The sequence below is a fragment of the Pseudomonas sp. TKO26 genome, from assembly GCF_003225665.1.
Taxonomy (GTDB): Bacteria; Pseudomonadota; Gammaproteobacteria; order Pseudomonadales; family Pseudomonadaceae; genus Aquipseudomonas; species Aquipseudomonas saponiphila.
In genome coordinates, this window is sequence record NZ_QKLN01000009.1 from 54,522 (window position 1) to 72,978 (window position 18,457).

Sequence of the window (18,457 nt, forward strand, 5' to 3'; positions counted from 1 at the left end):
TGGATCTGTGTCGATAAAGCCAGGGTCTGCAAAGGGCTTGGGTCAGGGGGCCGACCAGGGCCGGCGGCGGTTTTCAGTCTGCCGCGTCCGGCGGGCAGGCGTCGAGCATCAGGGTAGCGACCCGGGCCGGCACCAGGGGCGAACGGGGCGCCACCTCGGGCCAGTCGAACAGGCGCCGGGCGGCGCTGGCGCAGACCCGGCCCTGGCAGGCGCCCATGCCGCAGCGGCTGTGCAGCTTGGCGCTGCTCCAGTCCGCTGCGCCAGCCACGGCTGCGTAGGGCACATCTTCGCAACGGCAGAGCAGGGTGTCGGGGCGGGCCAGTTGCAGGATCCGCGGTTGCAGTTCGAAGTGCTGTTGCAGCCGTGTAGCAAAGTCCTGCCAATGCCGGCGTTGAGCGATCAAGGCAGCCGCCCGGGCGCTCTGGCCGCTGGCGACGCAGCCGGCAATCTCGCCTTCGATCCGGGCCAGCTCGCTGCCACCGATGCCGGTGCATTCGCCGGCGGCCAGGACCTGGGGCAGGCTGCTGCGTTGTTGCGGGTCGACGGCGATCGCCCCCTGTTCCAGGCGACAGCCCAGGTGGCTGGCCAGTCGGGTGTTGGGCACCAGGCCGAAGCCGCAGGCCAGGTAGTCGCAGGGCAGTTCACTGAGCTGCCGGTCCTGGCGGATGCGCACCCGTTGCAACTGCTGGTCGCCCAGGGCCTCCACCACGTGGGCGTTGCAGCGGTAGGCCGGGGTGAGCAGTTTGATCGCCTGGATCAGTTTGGTCGGCCAGCGCCACAAGTGGCTGGCGAACCCCAGTACCGCCGTGGTGGGCGCCTGTTCCAGCACCCGCAGCACCCGCGCCCCGGCCTGGCGTGCGGTGGCGGCGGTGGCCAGCAGCAAGGGGCCGCTGCCGGCGATCACCAGGGGTTTTCCGTGCATCGGCAAGCCGTTTTTCACAAGGGCCTGCAGGCCTCCGGCGCCGGTGACCCCGGGCAGGGTCCAGCCGGGAAAGGGCAGCAACAGTTCCTGGGCACCGCAGCACAGGATCAGGTGTTCGAACTCCACTTGCCAGGCCTGCCGGGCATCCTCCAGCAGCAGACTGTGGGGGCTCAGGGCGGCGATCACGCGGGTGGCGCCGAGGTAGCGCACCGCTGGGTGTTGCACAACCTTGAAGCGTTCGTCCGCGGCCGACGGCGTCGGACCCTGGCGCCAGATCTGCCCGCCGGGACGCGGGTTGTCATCGATGAGCACGATCGAGCGCGCGCTGTGGCTGGCGGCCCGGGCCGCGGCCAGCCCCGCCGGGCCGCTGCCGACAATCAGTATCTGGCAGCGCAGGCGTTGGGCGTTCATTGGCCGCGCTCCACCTGCATGCCGTCCTGGCACAGGGTCTGGCAGGCTAGTTGGCGCAGTCCGTCGATGCTCATCCGGCATTCCTGGCAGATGCCCATGCCGCAGAACGGCGCCCGTGGCCCGCCGTTGCAGGCGGTGCGGGTCCGCGGGTCGCCGCTGGCGGCCACGGCGGCGGCGACCGTGAGGCCGGGGCGCACGGCCAGTGCCTGGCGATCCAGGTAGATGATCATGGGGACTCTCCAGTCAGGGGGGCGAAGCGCCCGGGTCGATAAGGTCGCGGGTCGAGCGCCGGGCATTCACCGAGCATCTGCTGCACCAGCAGCCGTGCGCTGCCAGGGGCGGTGGTCACCCCCAGCCCTTCGTGGCCGAGCGCCAGCCACAGCCCCGGCTGTTGCGGGTGTTCGCCGAGGATCGGCAGGCCGTCCGGGGTGGCGGCGCGAAAACCGGTCCAGGCGCGGATGCCGTTGAGTTGTGCCAGTGCCGGCAGGTACTCCACCGCGCGCTGCAGCATCGCTGCCAGCACTTGGGGCTCGACCTCGGGCTCCAGGGTGTCGAACTGCCGCGACGAGCCGATCAGCAGTTGCCCGGTGGGGCGTGGCTGAACATTGAACGCCACCGAGGTGCCGTGGCTGGCGTGGGCGCTGGCGGCGTAGCCCAGCTCCACCAATTGATGCCCCACCTGCTGCGGGTAGCGGTCGGTGATCAGCAAGTGGCCCTTCTTCGGCCGCAGGGGCAGTTGCGCCAGCAGCTCCCGGGCGCCGTAGCCGTTGGCCAGCAGCACCTGGGGCGCGCGCAGTACCCGTCCATCGTCGAGCTCCAGCCGGTTGCCGTCGACGTTGCGGACCCGGGCGCGCTGACAGCTGATCAGCGGCTGGCTGTCGAGCAGCCAGCGGGCGGTGGCCGGGGCGTAGAGAATGCCGTCGCCGGACACTTGCAGGGCACCGCCCAGGCCCTGGCGCAGCATCGGTTCCAGGGCCGCCAGTGCCGGGCCGTCGAGCAGCTGGCCGGTGACGCCCTGTTCGGCCAGGGTCTGCTGCTTGGTCCGCGCCAGGTCCATTTCCGCGCGGTCGGCGGCCAGCCACAGGGTGCCGCAGTTGCGGTAGGCGCAGACCTCGGGCAGTTGAGCGCGCAACTGGCGCCAGAGCTCGAGGGAGTAGTGACTCAGGGCCAGTTCCGCAGGGTTGTCGTCCATGGCCACCAGATGGCCCATGCCGGCAGCGGTGGCGCCGCCACGGGCGTCGTCCAGCACCTGCACCCGCAGACCGCGGCTGGCCAGTTCGTGGGCGCAGGCGGCGCCGATGATGCCGGCGCCGACCACGATCACATCGGCCTGCACTTTCACGAGCCGATGCCCCAGGCGAACGGGTCGCTAGCGTCCAGCAGCAGGGTGGCTTCGGCGCTGATATGGGCACTGCCGCGCAGGGTCGGAATGATCCGCTCGCCGGCCAGTTCGTAATGGGCGCTGAACTGGCTGCCGATGACGCTGGCCTGGCGCCAGGTCTGGCCCGGGGCGAGCTGGCCGTCCGCGGCCAGACAGGCCAGCTTGGCACTGGTGCCGGTGCCGCAGGGCGAGCGGTCGTAGGCCTTGCCCGGACAGAGGACGAAGTTGCGGCTGTCGGCCTCTGGGTCGTCGGCGAACAGTTCGATGTGGTCGATGATCTCGCCCCCGGCGCCGGTGATTCCGGCGGCTTCCAGGGCTGCGCGCACGCTCCAGGTGTAATGGGTCAAGGCTTCGACGTTGTCCAGGGCCAGGCGCTGGCCGTGGTCGCTGATCAGGAAGAACCAGTTGCCGCCCCAGGCAATGTCGCCGTGCAGCGTGCCGTGCCCCGGCACCTGCAGCGCCACCTGCCTGCGGTAGCGATAGGCGGGCACATTGCGCACGCTCACCGACAGGTCCTCATGCAGGGTGGCCTGCACCGTGCCCACCGGGGTTTCGATGCGGTGCACGCCGCAGTCGATGCGCCCCAGGTGGTACAGCGAGCGCACCAGGCCGATGGTGCCGTGGCCGCACATGCCCAGGTAGCCGCTGTTGTTGAAGAAGATCACGCCGGCGCAGGCATCGCTGGCCTGGGGCGCGCAGAGTAGGGCGCCCACCAGCACGTCGCTGCCCCGGGGTTCGAGGACGCAGGCACGGCGCCATTGATCGGGGTCGCTGCGCAGGGTTTGCAGGCGCTCGGCCATGGAGCCCCGGCCCAGGTCGGGAAAGCCGTCGATGACCAGACGGGTGGGTTCACCTGCGGTGTGGGAGTCGATCACGGTTATTTTTTTCATGGCGGCACCTGCGGGGAAAGAGCTACAGAGTGGCCCTGGCGAGGGGCCGGCCGCTTGTGGGTTTTCCCTGGCGCGGATGACGAAATCGGCACAGTCGCCCGCGCGCGCCCGGGCTCGGGGAAGCAGGGTGCAGGGGATCGGCGAATGTGCCGATTTCGTCTCTTGCGGGGGTGAAAAGCTTCAAGCTGCAAGGGGGATAAAAGGCGACTCTGGATAGCGTCTCCAACGCCTGTCGGCCCGGCCGACCTCAAACAAGGACAAGACCATGAGCCGTAAAGCCATCCAGTGGAGCGGTGTATTCCCCGCCGTGACCACGCAATTCAAAGCCGATTTCTCCCTCGACCTGCAGGCCACTCACCAGGTCATGCGCAAGCTGGTGGACGATGGCGTGTCCGGCCTGGTGGTGTGCGGCACCGTGGGGGAAAACACCTCCCTGAGTACCGCCGAGAAACTCGCGGTGATCGAAGTCGCCAAGGACGCCGCCGCTGGCCGGGTGCCGGTGATTGCCGGGGTGGCCGAATTCACCACCGAGTTCGCCCGCAACACGGTGCGCGAGGCCGCCAAGGCCGGGGCCGATGGGGTGATGGTGATGCCGGCGCTGGTGTACTCGGCCAAGCCCCATGAAACCGCCGCGCATTTTCGCGCCGTGGCCACCGGCACCGACCTGCCGGTGATGGTCTACAACAACCCGCCGATCTACAGGAACGACGTCACCCCCGAGGTGCTGATCGCCCTGCAGGACTGCGAGAACATCGTCTGCTTCAAGGATTCCTCCGGTGACACCCGGCGCTTCATCGACCTGCGCAATGCCGTCGGCGAGCGCTTCGTGCTGTTCGCCGGGCTCGACGATGTGGTGGTCGAAAGCGTCGCGGTGGGCGCCGAGGGCTGGGTTTCCGGCATGTCGGTGGCCTTCCCCAGGGAGGGCGAAACCCTGTTCCGCCTGGCCAAGGCCCAGCGCTTCGAGGAGGCCCTGGCCCTGTATCGCTGGTTCATGCCGCTGCTGCACCTGGACGCCCGTCCGGACCTGGTGCAGTGCATCAAGCTCTGCGAAGAACTGGTGGGCCGCGGCTCGTCCATCACCCGGCCGCCGCGCCTGCCGCTGCAGGGGGAAACCCTGGCCGAGGTCAAGGCGATTGTCGCCAAGGCCCTGGCCACGCGGCCAAGCCTGCCGGACGTCGGCCTGTAATCCCTTGCCGGGCGCCCCGGGTGGGGCGCCCGCTTGCGCAACAGCGCATGTGCTGCAAGCGTCGGGCGGCCCCGCCGACGTGACATACGACCTGCCTATTCCAATAACCCAAAAAAGGCGCAGCCCCATGTCAGGCAAAGGCAAATTCAAGAAGCAACTCTCTCTGGTGGACCTGACCTTTATCGGTCTGGGTGCGATCTTCGGTTCCGGCTGGTTGTTCGCCGCCAGCCACGTTTCGGCGATTGCCGGGCCGGCGGGGATCTTTTCCTGGTTGCTGGGCGGCTTTGCCGTGCTGCTGCTGGGCATCGTCTACTGCGAGCTGGGGGCGGCCCTGCCCAGGGCCGGCGGCGTGGTGCGCTACCCGGTGTTTTCCCACGGGCCGCTGCTGGGCTATTTGATGGGGTTCATCACCCTGATCGCCTTTTCCAGCCTGGTGGCGATCGAAGTGGTGGCGGCCCGGCAGTACGCCGCGGCCTGGTTCCCGGTGTTGACCCATGAAGGCAGCAGCAACCCGACCACCATTGGCTGGCTGCTGCAGTTTGCCCTGTTGTGCCTGTTTTTCTGGCTCAACTACTCCAGCGTCAAGACCTTCGCCAAATCCAACAACTTCATCAGCCTGTTCAAGTTCGTCGTGCCACTGCTGGTGATCGTGGTGCTGTTCACCTTCTTCAAGCCCGACAACTTCCATATCCAGGGTTTTGCGCCGTTCGGTCTGTCGGGGATCGAGATGGCGGTGTCGGCCGGGGGCATCATCTTTGCCTACCTGGGGCTGACGCCGATCATTTCCGTGGCCAGCGAAGTGCGTGACCCGCAGCGCACCATTCCCATTGCCCTGATCCTTTCGGTGCTGCTGTCGACCCTGATCTACGGCCTGCTGCAACTGGCCTTCCTGGGCAGCATTCCCACGGAGATGCTGGCCAACGGCTGGAGCGGCATCAGCAAGGAGTTTTCCCTGCCGTACCGAGACATCGCCCTGACCCTTGGGGTCGGCTGGCTGGCCTATCTGGTGGTGGCCGACGCGGTGATCTCCCCCAGCGGCTGCGGCAACATCTACATGAACGCCACGCCGAGGGTGGTGTATGGCTGGGCCCGTACCGGGACCTTCTTCAAGATCTTCACCCGCATCGATGAGCAATCGGGGATCCCGCGTCCGGCGTTGTGGCTGACCTTCGGCCTGTCGGTGTTCTGGACCCTGCCGTTCCCCTCCTGGGAAGCGCTGATCAACGTGGTTTCGGCGGCCCTGGTGCTCAGTTACGCGGTGGCCCCCATCAGCGTCGCGGCGTTGCGCAAGAGCGCCCCGAATATGCCGCGGCCATTCCGGGTCAGCGCGTTTGCACTGCTCGGCCCGGTGTCGTTCGTGATCGCCGCGCTGATCGTCTACTGGTCCGGCTGGGGCACGGTGTCCTGGCTGCTGGGGCTGCAGATCCTGATGTTCGTCATCTACCTGCTGTGCAAGCGCCTGGTGCCCACCGACCACCTGAGCATCGGCGAGCAGGTGCGCTCATCGCTGTGGCTGATCGCCTTCTATGCCCTGACCATGGTCATTTCCTACCTGGGCAGCTTCGGCGGCATCGGCGCCCTGAGTCACCCCTACGACACCCTCACCGTCACCCTCATGGCCCTGGGTATCTACTACTGGGGGGCCAACACCGGGGTGCCCAGCGCCAAGCTGGTGCTGGACGGCGACGAGGTGGAATGACCCTTATCCCTTTTATTCAGACGAGGTACTGCATGACGGTTACGGGACAGATGCTGATAGGTCACAGCGCTGTACTAGGCGGCAATGGCTGGATTCATGGCGTGGCCGCCGCCAGTGGCGAGGTGTTGCAACCGGCTTTCGGTGGCGCTTCGCAGGCAGAGCTTGAACGTGCCTGCGCCTTGGCGGAGGCGGCCTTCGATCCTTATCGGCAGTTGCCGCTTGTGCAGCGGGCGGCATTTTTGGAGGGCATTGCCGAGCAGATTCTGGGGTTGGGCGAGGAGTTGATCGAGCGCTGTCAGTTGGAAACCGGCTTGCCCCGGGCCCGCCTGGAAGGTGAGCGGGGGCGCACCGTCGGCCAGTTGCGACTGTTTGCCCAGGTGGTCCGTGACGGCAGTTTTCTCGGGGTCAGGATCGACCCGGCGCAACCTCAGCGTCAGCCTCTGCCCAGGGTCGCGTTGCGCTTGCGGCAGATCGGCCTGGGCCCGGTGGCGGTGTTTGGTGCATCGAACTTTCCCCTGGCGTTTTCCGTGGCTGGCGGTGACACCGCCTCGGCCTTGGCGGCGGGCTGTCCGGTGATCGTCAAGGCTCATTCGGCGCACCCCGGCACTTCGGAGCTGGTGGCGCAGGCCATCGTTCTGGCGGCCCGGCAGCACGGGATGCCCGAGGGCGTGTTTTCACTGCTGTTCGACAGTGGCCGGAGCATCGGCCAGGGGCTGGTGGCGGACTCGCGGATCAAGGCCGTGGGCTTCACCGGCTCGCGCAGCGGCGGGATGGCGCTGATGCAGATCGCCGCGGCGCGCGCCGAGCCGATTCCGGTCTATGCAGAGATGAGCTCGATCAACCCGGTGCTGCTGTTGCCCCATGCCCTGGAGGAGCGCGCGGAACCTATTGCCTCGGCATTCGTTGCCTCACTGACCCTGGGCGCCGGGCAGTTCTGCACCAACCCGGGGTTGATCCTGGGCGTCGATGGGCCGGCGTTGCAGCGTTTTGAGCGGGCCGCCGCCGAGGCCCTCGGCCACGTGGCGGCGCAGACCATGCTCACGCCGGGCATTTACCGCAGCTACTGCCAAGGCGCGGCCATCCTCGCGGCGCATGCCCGGGTGCAGACCCTGGCCCAGGGCCCGGAAGGGCAGGGCCAGCAGGCGCGTGGGGCGTTGTTCGCCACCTCGGCCGCGGCGTTCATGGCGTGCCCCGAATTACGCGAGGAAGTCTTTGGCCCGGCCTCGCTGATTGTTCGCTGCGCCGACATGACGGTCCTGCAGCAGGTGCTGCAGAGCCTGGAGGGCCAGTTGACCATCGCCCTTCACCTGAGCGAGGGCGATCAGCCGCAGGTGCAGGCGTTGTTACCGTTGCTGGAGAGCAAGGCCGGACGCCTGCTGGCCAATGGTTTTGGCACCGGGGTCGAAGTCACCCATGCCATGGTCCACGGTGGCCCCTTTCCGGCCACTTCCGACAGCCGCAGCACCTCGGTGGGCAGCCTGGCGATCCAGCGCTTCCTGCGCCCGGTGGCCTACCAGGACTTGCCCGAGGCGCTGTTGCCGGCCGAGCTGCGCAGCGCCAACCCGTTGCAGGTGCCGCAACTGCTCGACGGTCGGTTCCCGGGTTGATCTCTCCATCCACCAAGACTCTCCCACAGGAGCGTTCCCCACCTGCCATAGAGGTTCTCGCATGTCTGAACACATCACCCTGTCACTGGATGAAGTCCGCGCCCTGTCGTATCGGGTCCTTACCCATCACGGTCTGTCCGAGGCCCATGCTCGGGCCATCGCCGAAGTCGTCACCCAGGGCCAGCGTGACGAATGCCATTCCCACGGGGTGTACCGCCTGCTGGGCTGCGTGCGCTCGGTGCGCGAAGGCAAGATCGACCCCCGAGCCGAGCCTAGCCTGCGGCACATATCGCCGGCGGTGCTGGAGGTGGATGCCCATTACGGCTACTCGTTGCTGGGCTTTCACACCGGCTTGCCGCTGTTGGTGGAAAAGGCCCGCAACCAGGGCATCGCGGCGATGGTGATCAAGCGCTGCTTTCATTTTTCCGCGCTGTGGCCGGAGGTCGAGGCGATTGCCGACTGCGGCCTGGTGGGCCTGGCGATGAACCCCAGTCACAGCTGGGTGGCCCCGGCCGGCGGCCGTCATCCGGTGTTCGGCACCAACCCTCTAGCCTTTGCCTGGCCGCGGCCTGGGGCTCACCCCTTTGTCTTTGACTTCGCCACCAGCGCCATCGCCCGGGGCGATATCGAACTGCATGCGCGCCAGGGCAAGCCGATTCCCGAGCACTGGGCGATTGACGCCGACGGCGAGCCCACCACCGATGCACGGGCCGCCTTGCAAGGGGCGATGCGCACCTTTGGCGGACACAAGGGCTCGGCCCTGGCGGCGATGATCGAACTGCTGGCGGGAGCCTTGATCGGCGACCTCACCAGCGTCGAGTCCATGGCCTTCGATGAGGGCGTCGGGGCCACGCCTTGCCATGGCGAACTGGTGCTGGCCTTCGATCCCAAGGTGTTTCTGGGGCCGGGTTATCAAGCCGGTCTGGAGCGGGCGGAGGGCTTGTTTGCCGACATGGCCCGGGACGGAGCCAGGTTGCCGTCCCAGCGCCGCTTCGAGGCTCGGGCCCGGAGCCTGGAGCATGGGGTGCAGATTCCCCGGGAGTTGCTGGAGGAGATTCGCCGGCTGCTCTGAGGCCTGTTCCTGCAGGCCGGCTTGCCGGTGAAGGGGAGCGGCTGCATGCGGCGTTTTGGTGGGCGTCTTCGCTGGCAAGCCAGCTCCTACAAGCATCCGTAGGAGTCGGCTTGCCGGCGAACAGGGGCGGGCATGATGCCGTGTCTTGATTGGCGGCTGGCCGGCGGACGCGTCAGAAGCGCACCTTGGCCGCCAGCTCCGCCGAGCGGCCAGGGGCGACGATGGCGAACATCCCCACGTGAGAGGCGTCGTAGTAGGTTTCGTCGGTCAGGTTGAGCACGTTGAGTTGCAGGTCAAGGTTCTTGTTCACCCGGTAGGCGAGCATGGCGTCGTAGCGCCAGTAGGCGTCGAGGCTGCGGGTGTTTTCGTCGTTGCTGTAGCGCTTGTCCACATAGTTGGCGCCGCCGCCGACCTTCCAGCGCTCGGTGAGCGCGTAGGTGGTCCAGATCGAGCCACTGTTGGGGGCGATGAACTTGGCCCGGTTGCCATCGAAGCGGGTGTCTTTCCCGGACGCGTACTTGAGCGTCCTGGCATCCAGGTAGGTGTAGCCCGCCATCACTTCCCATTGATCGGTGAGGTGGCCGGTGGCACCCACTTCAAAGCCCTTGACCTCGACGTTGCCGTCCAGCGTGACTTCGTTGCTGATCGGGTCGTAGGTCCGGGCGTTGCTCTTCTGGGTCTTGAACAGGGCCGCGGTCAGGGACAGGCGCTCATTGAGCAGGTCCCACTTGGTGCCCAGTTCGAGGCTGCGGCTCTTTTCCGGGGCCAGGTTGCTCAAGCGTCCGCCTGCGGCGCCGTCGGCATTGCCGGATTGCCCGGCGGTTTCCCCGGAAGGGTTGAACGAGGTGCCGTAGGACAGGTAGATGCTGCCATGGGGCAGGGGCTTGAAGACGATGCCGCTCTGGTAGGTCCAGATGTTGTTGCGGTTGCTCTGGGCGTCGTCACGCACGTGGTAATTGTCGAAGCGGGCGCCCAGGTTCAGGTCCCATTGTTCGTGCAGGGCCAGGGTGTCCATCACGTACAGGGCACGGTTGTTATGCCGGGTGACGTCGTGGCTGCCGTCGCCGCGTGGCACAGGGGCGTAAGGGGCTTGCGGGTTGGGATGGTTGAGATCGCCGGGGTCGGTCGCGGATCTTTTCGGCGCATAGCGGTTCTTCACGTCGATCCGCTCGCGGGAGAACTCCAGGCCGGCGCTGTAGCTATGGGTGATGGGGCCGGTGTCGAACTGGCCGAAGAGGTCGGTCTGGTTGATCAGCGAGGTATTGACCACGTTGCGCCCCCGGGCCGGGCCGCGCAGTACCACGCCAGCGGCTTGGTTGCTGATCTGGGCGGCGTCGTCGGCGCCCAGGTTCGGCCGGCTCATGATGTAGTCCTGCATGCTGCGCCCCTGGCGGGTGGTGTTGCGCAGGGTCAGGTGGTCATTGAGGTCATGCTCCAGCTGCAGGGTGAACAGGTCCGCCGAGGTCTTGCGGAAGTCGCGCTTGCTGAAGCCGTAGAAATTGTCTCGATTGACCTTGACCGGCTTGCCGCTGATGGCTGACACCGGGTGGCCCTGGTCGGGAATGTCGTCGCTCTGCAGGTGGTAATAGCTGAGGGTGCCGCGGGTGTCGGTGTTCAGGCCGAAGGAAAGGCTCGGCGCCAGGCCCCAGCGGGAGACTTGCACATCATCGCGCCCGGGGGTGTCGGCCTCATGCTGCATGGCGTTCAGGCGCAGGGCCATGTTCTGTTCGGGCAGGTACTGGTTGAGGTCGACGGTGCTCCGGCGCAGTTGATCGGTGCCCAGGGACAGGCCGCCGGCGGCGAAGCTTGCCTGTTGCGGCACCTTGCTCACCAGGTTGATGGTGCCACCGGTGGAGCCGCGTCCCGAGTAGGCCGAGCCCGGGCCCTTGACGATCTCGATCTGCTCGACGTTGAACGCTTCGTGGGTCATGCGCCCGACGTCGCGGATGCCGTCGATCATGATGTCGGTACTGGCTTCGAAACCGCGAATGAAGGGCCGGTCGCCCAGTGGCGTGCCGCCCTCACCGGCGCCGAAGGTGATCCCCGGCGTGGTGCGCAGGGCGTCGGCCAGGCTCGATACCGCGCGCTCCTGCATCAGCGACTCGGTGATGATGGTCACCGACTTTGGCGTTTCTCGCAGCGGTGCGGTGAACTTCACCGAGTCCGATGCCTCACGTCTGTATCCTGGCTGGTGTTCGCCCTTGACCTGGGTAGTGCCCAGGGTAACGGCCGCCGGCCCGGACGGGGCGGCAGCGTCTTGTGCGCTGGCGCCGATGCTGGCTTCGCTGAGTGCCATCAAGCCAAGGGATGTTGACCATAGCTTCCAGGGATGTGGACGGGCAGTACTGGACATTGAGAAAGGACCTCCGTTTTTATTTGGAAGCGATTCTCATCTGCGAATATGTGTCATTCAATCAGAACTGTCTGAACAATCATGTGGAAAAGTGTATGCGTTGCCCTTGGCGCTTATCGCTGATCTTGCGCGACACCTTGATTCTCATGCCGCCCCTTCTATTTTTCCTTGCGTTGCGATTTCATGGACGGCCCCTCCTTCTTGGACACTCATGGATGAACCTGCACCTTGAAACCCCCAGGCTGTTTTTACGTCCACGTACCCTTGAGCATTTCGAGGCTTGCCTGCGCATGGACCAGGATCCGCAAGTCACGCGCTTTGTTCCGGGCACCTGGGACGGCGGCCAATGGCACCGGGATTTTCTGCGCTCGCGCATGACCCAGGACTTTGGCCCGCGCTGCGGTTATTGGGCGATTTTTGCCAAGGACGCGCCGGATGAATTGCTGGGCTGGGTGTCGTTCATCCCCTTTGACGCCGTGGGGCCGGAGCTGGAAATGGGCTGGCGCCTGGTGCGGCGGGCCTGGGGGCGCGGTTTTGCCAGCGAGGCCGCGCGGCGGATTGTCGAGCATGCGTTTGCCGACCCGGCCGTGGAACGGATAGTCGCCGATGCCCATGTCGATAACGAGGCGTCGTTGGCGGTGGCGCGCAAGATCGGTTTTCGTTTCACCCACGAGGCCGATTTCGAAGGCTTGCCTTGCCGCTTCTTTGCAATGACTCGCGAGGACTTCCAGCAACAAGCGGTCGCTGGCTGAGGCGGGTTCAAGTGCGGGGCACCGCTAGCTGGTGCCCCGCAGGCTCGACGGTGGTCGTCAGAGGTGACGGCTGACCCACCACAGCACCAGGAAGGCGATCGCGGCGGCCAGGGCCGCGAGCTGGAACAGATTGATCAGGCACTTCAGGCCCAGGGGGAATCTGCGGTAGTCCTTGGCGTTCATGCCGCCGTTGCGCAGGAACAGATGGGGCATGGCGAACATGGAGCCGATGCACAGCAACATGAAGAAGCGGCTCAGGGGGTCCTTGCCCAGGAGCGGCATGCGGATGGCGATGACTCGGCAGCGCGCCAGGTGCTTGACCATGTCATCGAGCCTGAAATAACCCAGGTACACCTGGATCACCAGGGACACCAGCCCGGACATGACCACCAGGACCCAACCCGCAGTGTAAATATCTTTGGCGTTACACATATCTCTTCAGTGACCTCCTCAAGCTTCACGACCAGGCGTTCAGCGTATTGCTCCTCCAGTGAGCCCCGACACACAGGGCAGCCGGCCACCATACCACCCCGGGAGGCGGGGCGGGCCGTAGCGGGGCTGTTGCGACCATAGCCGCAGGCTTGCCCGGGCTACATGAGACAAGTACCAAAGGTGCGGGCCAGGGCCCTGGAATGTTCGCAGAGGGTTGCCCTAGAGCTTGGCGCAACGTGCCACATCGGCCTGGGTGGTGACTTGGGTGTCGATGCCCAGGCGGTATTTGCAGTAGTCGATGATCATCTGCCGTTGTTCGTTGCTGAGTGTTTCCACGCGCCGGTCATCGCCGTCGTTGGCATGGATGTTGAAAAACTCCAGGCGCAGGGTCGGGGCTCGCTTGAGAAACCAGCGGGTGTGGGTTTCAGCCTCTTCAAGCTCGGTGTAGTAACCGACATTGAGCATCAGCAACAGGACGAGGGAGAGCAGGAACAGCAGTTTTTTCAAGGTACGGCTCCTTCCGTGAGCGAGGGGCGCCCAGGGCCCGGGCGGCGCATGCTTGAGTTTTTTGCGCCGCTTGGCAAGCGCCGCGGATCGCGGGATGGGTGAAGTGTTCCTGGCCCGGGTTGCATCCGGGTTCAGCAAGCAGACAGTTGCCAACTGTTAAAAAGTGCAGCACGCCCAGCAGGAGCGGGGCGGTAACAGGGGGCAAATGGCTTGCCGCGGATGCACGGCAGATCGCCAAGAGTCTGTCGCGGCCAGTGGCCAATGCATCGGCTTGCAAGCCTCGGGGGCGATCTTCGGATCGCTCCTTTTTTTCGTGTTCATCCGGCATCCGGTCGAGGCTTCAGACCAGCCCCAGGGCATTGGGCCGCGAGCTGGGGAACACTTGCTGCACCTGGGGCCCCGTCAGTCCCCAGGTCGTGGCCAGCAACCCCCCGAGCAGATCGCGGTAGTTGTTGAGCACTGGGTAGTCGCGGTTCTGCAGCAGGCTCTGGGCATTTACCGCCACTTGCTCGCCGGCCAGGCGCCCACCGCGCACAGCGCCGCCGAGCACCCAATACACCGTGCCATGGCCGTGATCGGTGCCCTTGGCGCCATTCTCGCGAAAGGTCCGGCCGAATTCGGATACCACGATTACCAGGCTGTTCTTCCAGTGTTCGCCCATGGCCTCGGCATAGGCCGCCAGCCCTTGCCCGAGGTTGGCCAGGTTGTTGGCCAACGGGCCCTGGGTACTGCCCTGGTTGACGTGGGTGTCCCAGCCGCCGACATCGACGAAACCCAGGCGGTACTGTTCGCGCATCAGGCTGGCCATGCGCCGGGTCTGGGTGGCGAAGTTCTGCGCATTGGCGGCCCCGCGATTGGCCGCGAGCATCTCTTGCTCCAGCTCCTGCGAGACTTTCTGGCGCAAGGCCAGACCATCGCTGGCTGCTGCGGCGTAGGCCGTGTGCTGATACATGGATGAGAGAATGTTTGCCTGGCGCGCATCGAAGGGCACCTTGCCGGCGCTGCGCAGGGACAGGTTGGGAATGTCCCGGCCACCCTGGAAGCTCAGGGGCAGGGCATCGGTGAAAGCCATCGGCGCGCTGTCGGGCACTTGCCGGACCAGGCGCGCAAGAAAGCCCGAGTCGTAGCGCCGGCTTGGCTGGTTCGGCTGTCCGGCTTCGATGCTGTCCTGGGTTGCGAAGTGGCTGCGGGACAGGTCGTCGGTGCCGGCGAAGGGCACGAAGGCCATTTCCTTACGCTGCCACAGCGGGTACAGCGAGTCCCGCAGCACCGGGTTCAGGCCCCAGTGGCTGTCCAGGGCGATGGCGCTTTGCGGGTCGCGGGCGTCGGGGCGGGCGATCGCCAGGTTCGGCCGCGACTCGTAGTAGAAGTCGCTGCCGTAGGGCACCAGCAGGTTGTTGCAGTCGTAACCGCCGCGCAGGAACACCAGCAGGGTCCGCGGCGCGGCGGTCGGTGCGGCGAACAGCCGGGCGGAGAACGACAGGCCGGGCAGGGCAGCTGCGGCGGCCGCGGCAATCAGCAGTTGGCGACGATTCATGGCGGTTCCTGGTCAGGTGGCGGGCAGCCCTTTGGCGCGAGCTCAGCGGTTGTTGAAGTCCGGCGAGGACAGCAGAAAGGTGTTCCATTCCTGGGGCGAGACGGCCTGCTCCAGGGCGTTGCGGGTTGCGCTGGAGAGATGAGGAGCGAACGCCTGGTAATACATCGGGGTGGTGATCATCGGAAAGCCCGGCCCCGGGACCGTGCTGCCTTCGGCGGTGAACAGCCGGTTGTTGCCCGAACCTATGGCCCGGGCGATTTCAAAGCGCTTGGCCATCTGTCCGGAGCTCGACCAGCCACTGGCCACCAACGGCCAGCCGTCGGGGGTAATCCGGCCGAATATCGGCTGGCCCAGCTGATTCAGCCAGTTGAGCAGCGGGCGCGGGTTGGCCACGGGCTTGCCGTCATAGGTCAGGCGCAGCGCCGAGATCACGAACTGCTGCGGATCCTTGAATTTCCTGCCGGTCGATTGCAGCAACTCCGGTGACTGCATCAGCGTGCGCATGACCTGCGCAATGTCGCCGTCGCTGTCGTGGAAGGTCTTGGCCATGCGGGCCACCAGCGCCGGTGGCGGTTCGTCGGCGACAAAGTACTGGGCCAGCTTGCGCGCAATGAACTGGGCGCAGGCCGGTTGCCGGGTGATCAGGTCGATGGCCTGGGTGATTTCGGCGTAACCGCTGCCCTTGATGGTGTGGCCAAGCAGGTGCTTGTCGCTGAAGTCATGGCGCTTGGGGTTGAACTGGAACAGACCCTGTTGCACCACTAGCGGTTGCAGGGGCCGGGGCCAACGTTGCTCGCGGCCATCCGGGGGCATCAGCCCGGCGCCGGTGAGGATCAGGGCCAGTTGCTGCACGTCCTCCTGGCTGTAGCCGGCCGCCACGCCGAGGCTGTGCAGCTCCAGCAGTTCACGGGCGTAGTTCTCGTTGACCCGGCCCTTGGCGTTCTGGCTGTTGTCGAGGTATTCGAGCATGGCCGGGCTTTGCAGGGTGGCCAGCAGCAGGTCCTTGAACTTGCCCAGGGCATGGGGGCGAATCGCCTGGTTCACGTAGTCGGCGCTCAGCAGCCGCACCTGGCCCTTGCCCTGGAACAGGCTGAAGTGATTGAGCCAGAACAGCACCAGTTGCTCCTTGAGCTGGTTGGGGCCGTAGATGGCGTGCAGCAGCACCGCGGACTGGGTCTGCTCGGCGAGTTGGCTGGCCCGCTGGCGAAGGTCTTGCCTGGCCTGGTTGCGGGCATCACCGTCGGGCATGGCCTTGAGCTGTTCCTGGCGCTGCTTGAAGTCCTGCAGCAGGGCCGGGGTCGAGCCGTTCAGGACCGGGTAGCTGCGCAGCAGGGCGTCGATTGCCGCTGGCAACGGCTCGCGCAGGCGATCTTGCAGTTGCGCCTCGAGCAATCCGTCACGGCCCAGGTGGCGCAGGCGCTGGAATTGCGCGGTGTCCAGGTCGAAGCCGTCGCGCCTGAGCCAGGCAATGTCGGCGGCGCTGGGGGGCTGGGGCTGGGGTTCGGCGGCCTGGGCGAGGATCGGCAGGAACACGGCCAGCGCGCTCCACAGGTACAGGCAACGATGCAACGTAGGGGGCCTTGGCATGGGGCGGTTTTCCGGGTGGAGAGGGCAGCGGTGTGGCGTCTCAGTGCGCCCTGGCGGAGCTCTACCTTCCAGGGTAGGTCGCTCTAGATCAAGTGTTTCAACGAAGCGTTCAGACGCTGGCCGTCGACCGTTCGTCCGACGGATGGAATTGGCAAGCACCAGTCACTGCGTCATGCTGTCGATAGATGTCGTAATGCCATTACTTCAAGGCCCGGCCCGGTTTCCGGGCATCGTTGTATCCCCCCGTGAGTGAGATAGGTTGCTGATGAGTGTGTTGAACCTGCCCGAGACGGCGTATGCCCGATAAGGCGTTGGCCGAGGAGCAGCGCCTGGCTGCCCTGTATGCCCTGGAACTGCTGGATACCGCCCGTTGCGAGCGTTTTGACCGTATCTGCCGGCTGGCCGCCGAGTATTTCAAGGTGCCCACGGCGTTGATCACCCTGGTGGACCGTGATCGGCAATGGTTCAAGTCGCGGGTGGGGTTCGCGGCCGAACAGACCCCCATCGAGCAATCGTTCTGCGCTTACACCATCAGAACTGATGATGTGTTCGAGGTACAAAACGCCCGTCAGGATGTGCGCTTCCATTCCAATCCCTTGGTGACCGATGAGCCGGGCATCGGCTTTTATGCGGGTGCGCCACTGATTACCTCCACCGGGCATGCGATTGGCAGTCTGTGCGTCATCGACAAAGAGCCCCAGCGCCTGAATGCCGCCGAGCGCCAGCAATTGCGTGACTTGGCATCGCTGGTGATGGAACAGGTCGAGCAGCGTCAGCGCCTGACCCGGCGTGACCCGGTGAGCGGCCTGCCCAACCGCGAACAGTTCCAGAGCGATCTGTACGACCTGGCGGAGGAGCATCCGGGAGAAAGGCGCGTGCTGGTGCTGGTGGATGCGGTGGACATGACCGTGGCCCACGAGCTGACCCTGGCCATGGGCCTGGCGCCATTCGAAACCATCGTGCGCTTCCTGGCCCAGCAACTGCTCACCTACCTGGGGCGGCATGTGCGGGTGTATCACGTGTCGGTCAAGCGCTTTGGTTTCCTGCTGCCGGCGGCCCCCGGGATCGAGCGCTTTCTGGATGGGCTGGTGCGGCGTCTGCGCCGTCAGCCGCCGGGCCTGGAGTTGCCGATGATTCCCGGGGTGTGCGCGGGTACGGTGGAGTTCTTCACGGACCGCGACGCGGTGCCCGACGTCCTGCGCAAGGCGATGTTCGCCCTGGAACTGGCGACCCTCGGCCGCAGCACCTGGGCACCTTACGATGTGGTGCGTGACCAGGCCTATCGGCGGGCCTTCAACCTCGCCTCGGACATCAGCGAAGCCCTGGACAGCGGGCAGATCTACCTGATGTTCCAGCCGCGCTTCGCCCTGCCCGATGGCGCTCAGGTCGGCGCCGAGGCGCTGATCCGCTGGGATCATCCGTGGCTGGGGCCGATTTCACCGGCGGAGTTCATTCCGGTCATGGAGCGCAATACGCTGATCCACCGGGTGACCCACTGGGTGATCAATGCCGTGCTGGAGCGCCTGCAGCGCTGGAGTTCCAGCGACGTGCAGCGTCTGTCGATCAACCTCTCGCCCCAGGATTTCGAGGACCAGGACATTGCCGATGTGCTGCGCGATGCCTGCCGGCGTCATCGCATCGACCCACAGCGCCTGGAAGTGGAAATCACCGAAGGCGCCTGGCTGCGCTCCAACCCCACGGTGCTGGATCAACTGAGCAAGATTCGCGGCCTGGGCATGGATGTGGCCATCGACGACTTCGGCACCGGCTACAGCAACTTCGCCTACCTGCATCAGATTCCGGCCAATGTGGTGAAGCTCGACAAGTCCATGGTCACCGACCTTGAGAGCAGCGCCCAGCACCAGAAGATCACCCGCTCGGTGATCGCTCTGGCCCGGGAACTGGGTTACCGCACCGTGGCCGAGGGCATCGAGAGCTTCAAATGTCTGCAGATGCTGCGCACTTTCGGCTGTGATGAAGCCCAGGGGTATTTTCTGGCGCGGCCCATGGGCCAGGAGAAATTCCTCGCTCGCAGCGGTGCCCGGCGCTTTCCCTTGCAGCAGGTCTTCTGAGCGGGCTGGACAAAGCTGTCGGGGCGGTTGTGCAGCAGGGGCGGCTAGC

Annotated in this window: 15 protein-coding genes; 6 read left to right on the forward strand and 9 right to left on the reverse strand. The window is 65.9% G+C overall.

Going from position 1 to position 18,457, the window contains the following annotated elements; genetic code table 11:
- Positions 1-73 precede the first annotated feature (73 nt).
- From DNK59_RS15140 to DNK59_RS15155, 4 genes are read right to left on the reverse strand one after another with little or no spacing between them, the layout of a single operon-like run.
- The gene (locus tag DNK59_RS15140) at positions 74-1,333 is read right to left on the reverse strand and encodes an FAD/NAD(P)-binding oxidoreductase (protein WP_110723711.1); all 1,260 of its coding nucleotides are present in this window, start codon (positions 1,331-1,333) and stop codon (positions 74-76) included.
- Positions 1,330-1,563 (reverse strand): 2Fe-2S iron-sulfur cluster-binding protein, encoded by a 234-nt coding sequence (locus tag DNK59_RS15145; RefSeq protein ID WP_092320312.1) that lies wholly within the window; start codon positions 1,561-1,563, stop codon positions 1,330-1,332. The genes DNK59_RS15140 and DNK59_RS15145 overlap by 4 nt, the downstream gene beginning before the upstream one ends.
- Complete coding sequence (locus tag DNK59_RS15150) at positions 1,560-2,669, reverse strand: FAD-binding oxidoreductase (RefSeq protein WP_146249909.1); 1,110 nt, start codon at positions 2,667-2,669, stop codon at positions 1,560-1,562. The genes DNK59_RS15145 and DNK59_RS15150 overlap by 4 nt, the downstream gene beginning before the upstream one ends.
- Before the next feature lie 2 nt (positions 2,670-2,671).
- On the reverse strand, positions 2,672-3,604 hold the full coding sequence (locus tag DNK59_RS15155) for a 4-hydroxyproline epimerase (RefSeq protein WP_110723713.1): 933 nt from the start codon (positions 3,602-3,604) through the stop codon (positions 2,672-2,674).
- A 265-nt stretch (positions 3,605-3,869) separates the two neighbouring features.
- Here DNK59_RS15155 and DNK59_RS15160 point away from each other — a divergent pair, with 265 nt between their 5' ends.
- The 4 genes from DNK59_RS15160 to DNK59_RS15175 all read left to right on the forward strand — a co-directional run bounded on the left by DNK59_RS15160 (position 3,870) and on the right by DNK59_RS15175 (position 9,168).
- The gene (locus tag DNK59_RS15160; RefSeq protein ID WP_110723714.1) at positions 3,870-4,790 is read left to right on the forward strand and encodes a dihydrodipicolinate synthase family protein; all 921 of its coding nucleotides are present in this window, start codon (positions 3,870-3,872) and stop codon (positions 4,788-4,790) included.
- 127 nt (positions 4,791-4,917) lie between these two features.
- Positions 4,918-6,489: an APC family permease gene (locus DNK59_RS15165; protein ID WP_092320316.1), complete on the forward strand. Its 1,572-nt coding sequence runs from the start codon at positions 4,918-4,920 to the stop codon at positions 6,487-6,489.
- Between the two features lie 32 nt (positions 6,490-6,521).
- Positions 6,522-8,096 (forward strand): aldehyde dehydrogenase (NADP(+)), encoded by a 1,575-nt coding sequence (locus DNK59_RS15170; RefSeq protein ID WP_110723715.1) that lies wholly within the window; start codon positions 6,522-6,524, stop codon positions 8,094-8,096.
- A gap of 61 nt (positions 8,097-8,157) precedes the next feature.
- Positions 8,158-9,168, forward strand: coding sequence for an Ldh family oxidoreductase (locus tag DNK59_RS15175; protein ID WP_110723716.1), 1,011 nt, complete (start codon positions 8,158-8,160; stop codon positions 9,166-9,168).
- A 172-nt stretch (positions 9,169-9,340) separates the two neighbouring features.
- Here the strand turns inward: DNK59_RS15175 and DNK59_RS15180 are convergent, their stop codons facing one another.
- Complete coding sequence (locus DNK59_RS15180; protein WP_256596384.1) at positions 9,341-11,464, reverse strand: TonB-dependent siderophore receptor; 2,124 nt, start codon at positions 11,462-11,464, stop codon at positions 9,341-9,343.
- A 272-nt stretch (positions 11,465-11,736) separates the two neighbouring features.
- Here DNK59_RS15180 and DNK59_RS15185 point away from each other — a divergent pair, with 272 nt between their 5' ends.
- Positions 11,737-12,273 carry a GNAT family N-acetyltransferase gene (locus DNK59_RS15185; protein WP_110723718.1) on the forward strand — a complete coding sequence of 179 codons (537 nt, stop codon included), beginning with the start codon at positions 11,737-11,739 and terminating at the stop codon, positions 12,271-12,273.
- A gap of 57 nt (positions 12,274-12,330) precedes the next feature.
- Here the strand turns inward: DNK59_RS15185 and DNK59_RS15190 are convergent, their stop codons facing one another.
- From DNK59_RS15190 to DNK59_RS15205, 4 genes are all read right to left on the reverse strand, one after another.
- Positions 12,331-12,705 (reverse strand): hypothetical protein, encoded by a 375-nt coding sequence (locus DNK59_RS15190; RefSeq protein WP_092320320.1) that lies wholly within the window; start codon positions 12,703-12,705, stop codon positions 12,331-12,333.
- Positions 12,706-12,924: 219 nt separating this feature from the next.
- The gene (locus DNK59_RS15195) at positions 12,925-13,212 is read right to left on the reverse strand and encodes a hypothetical protein (protein ID WP_110723719.1); all 288 of its coding nucleotides are present in this window, start codon (positions 13,210-13,212) and stop codon (positions 12,925-12,927) included.
- A gap of 340 nt (positions 13,213-13,552) precedes the next feature.
- A complete protein-coding gene (locus tag DNK59_RS15200; RefSeq protein WP_110723720.1) occupies positions 13,553-14,749 on the reverse strand; it encodes a DUF1501 domain-containing protein in 1,197 nt (398 codons plus the stop codon).
- 42 nt (positions 14,750-14,791) lie between these two features.
- Positions 14,792-16,336, reverse strand: coding sequence for a DUF1800 domain-containing protein (locus DNK59_RS15205; protein ID WP_177431255.1), 1,545 nt, complete (start codon positions 16,334-16,336; stop codon positions 14,792-14,794).
- 296 nt (positions 16,337-16,632) lie between these two features.
- Here DNK59_RS15205 and DNK59_RS15210 point away from each other — a divergent pair, with 296 nt between their 5' ends.
- Positions 16,633-18,408, forward strand: a complete 1,776-nt coding sequence (locus tag DNK59_RS15210) for a sensor domain-containing phosphodiesterase (protein WP_110723722.1) — start codon at positions 16,633-16,635, stop codon at positions 18,406-18,408.
- Positions 18,409-18,457: the final 49 nt, after the last annotated feature.

Excerpts from the sequence above, each read along its gene's own strand:
- DNK59_RS15205 (WP_177431255.1), bottom strand. The coding sequence starts at position 16,336 with ATGCCAAGGCCCCCTACGTTGCATCGTTGCCTGTACCTGTGGAGCGCG.
- DNK59_RS15180 (WP_256596384.1), bottom strand. The coding sequence starts at position 11,464 with ATGGCACTCAGCGAAGCCAGCATCGGCGCCAGCGCACAAGACGCTGCC.
- DNK59_RS15200 (WP_110723720.1), bottom strand. The coding sequence starts at position 14,749 with ATGAATCGTCGCCAACTGCTGATTGCCGCGGCCGCCGCAGCTGCCCTG.
- DNK59_RS15145 (WP_092320312.1), bottom strand. The coding sequence starts at position 1,563 with ATGATCATCTACCTGGATCGCCAGGCACTGGCCGTGCGCCCCGGCCTC.
- DNK59_RS15155 (WP_110723713.1), bottom strand. The coding sequence starts at position 3,604 with ATGAAAAAAATAACCGTGATCGACTCCCACACCGCAGGTGAACCCACC.
- DNK59_RS15190 (WP_092320320.1), bottom strand. The coding sequence starts at position 12,705 with ATGTGTAACGCCAAAGATATTTACACTGCGGGTTGGGTCCTGGTGGTC.
- DNK59_RS15170 (WP_110723715.1), top strand. The coding sequence starts at position 6,522 with ATGACGGTTACGGGACAGATGCTGATAGGTCACAGCGCTGTACTAGGC.
- DNK59_RS15175 (WP_110723716.1), top strand. The coding sequence starts at position 8,158 with ATGTCTGAACACATCACCCTGTCACTGGATGAAGTCCGCGCCCTGTCG.
- DNK59_RS15140 (WP_110723711.1), bottom strand. The coding sequence starts at position 1,333 with ATGAACGCCCAACGCCTGCGCTGCCAGATACTGATTGTCGGCAGCGGC.
- DNK59_RS15165 (WP_092320316.1), top strand. The coding sequence starts at position 4,918 with ATGTCAGGCAAAGGCAAATTCAAGAAGCAACTCTCTCTGGTGGACCTG.
- DNK59_RS15210 (WP_110723722.1), top strand. The coding sequence starts at position 16,633 with ATGCCCGATAAGGCGTTGGCCGAGGAGCAGCGCCTGGCTGCCCTGTAT.
- DNK59_RS15160 (WP_110723714.1), top strand. The coding sequence starts at position 3,870 with ATGAGCCGTAAAGCCATCCAGTGGAGCGGTGTATTCCCCGCCGTGACC.
- DNK59_RS15185 (WP_110723718.1), top strand. The coding sequence starts at position 11,737 with ATGAACCTGCACCTTGAAACCCCCAGGCTGTTTTTACGTCCACGTACC.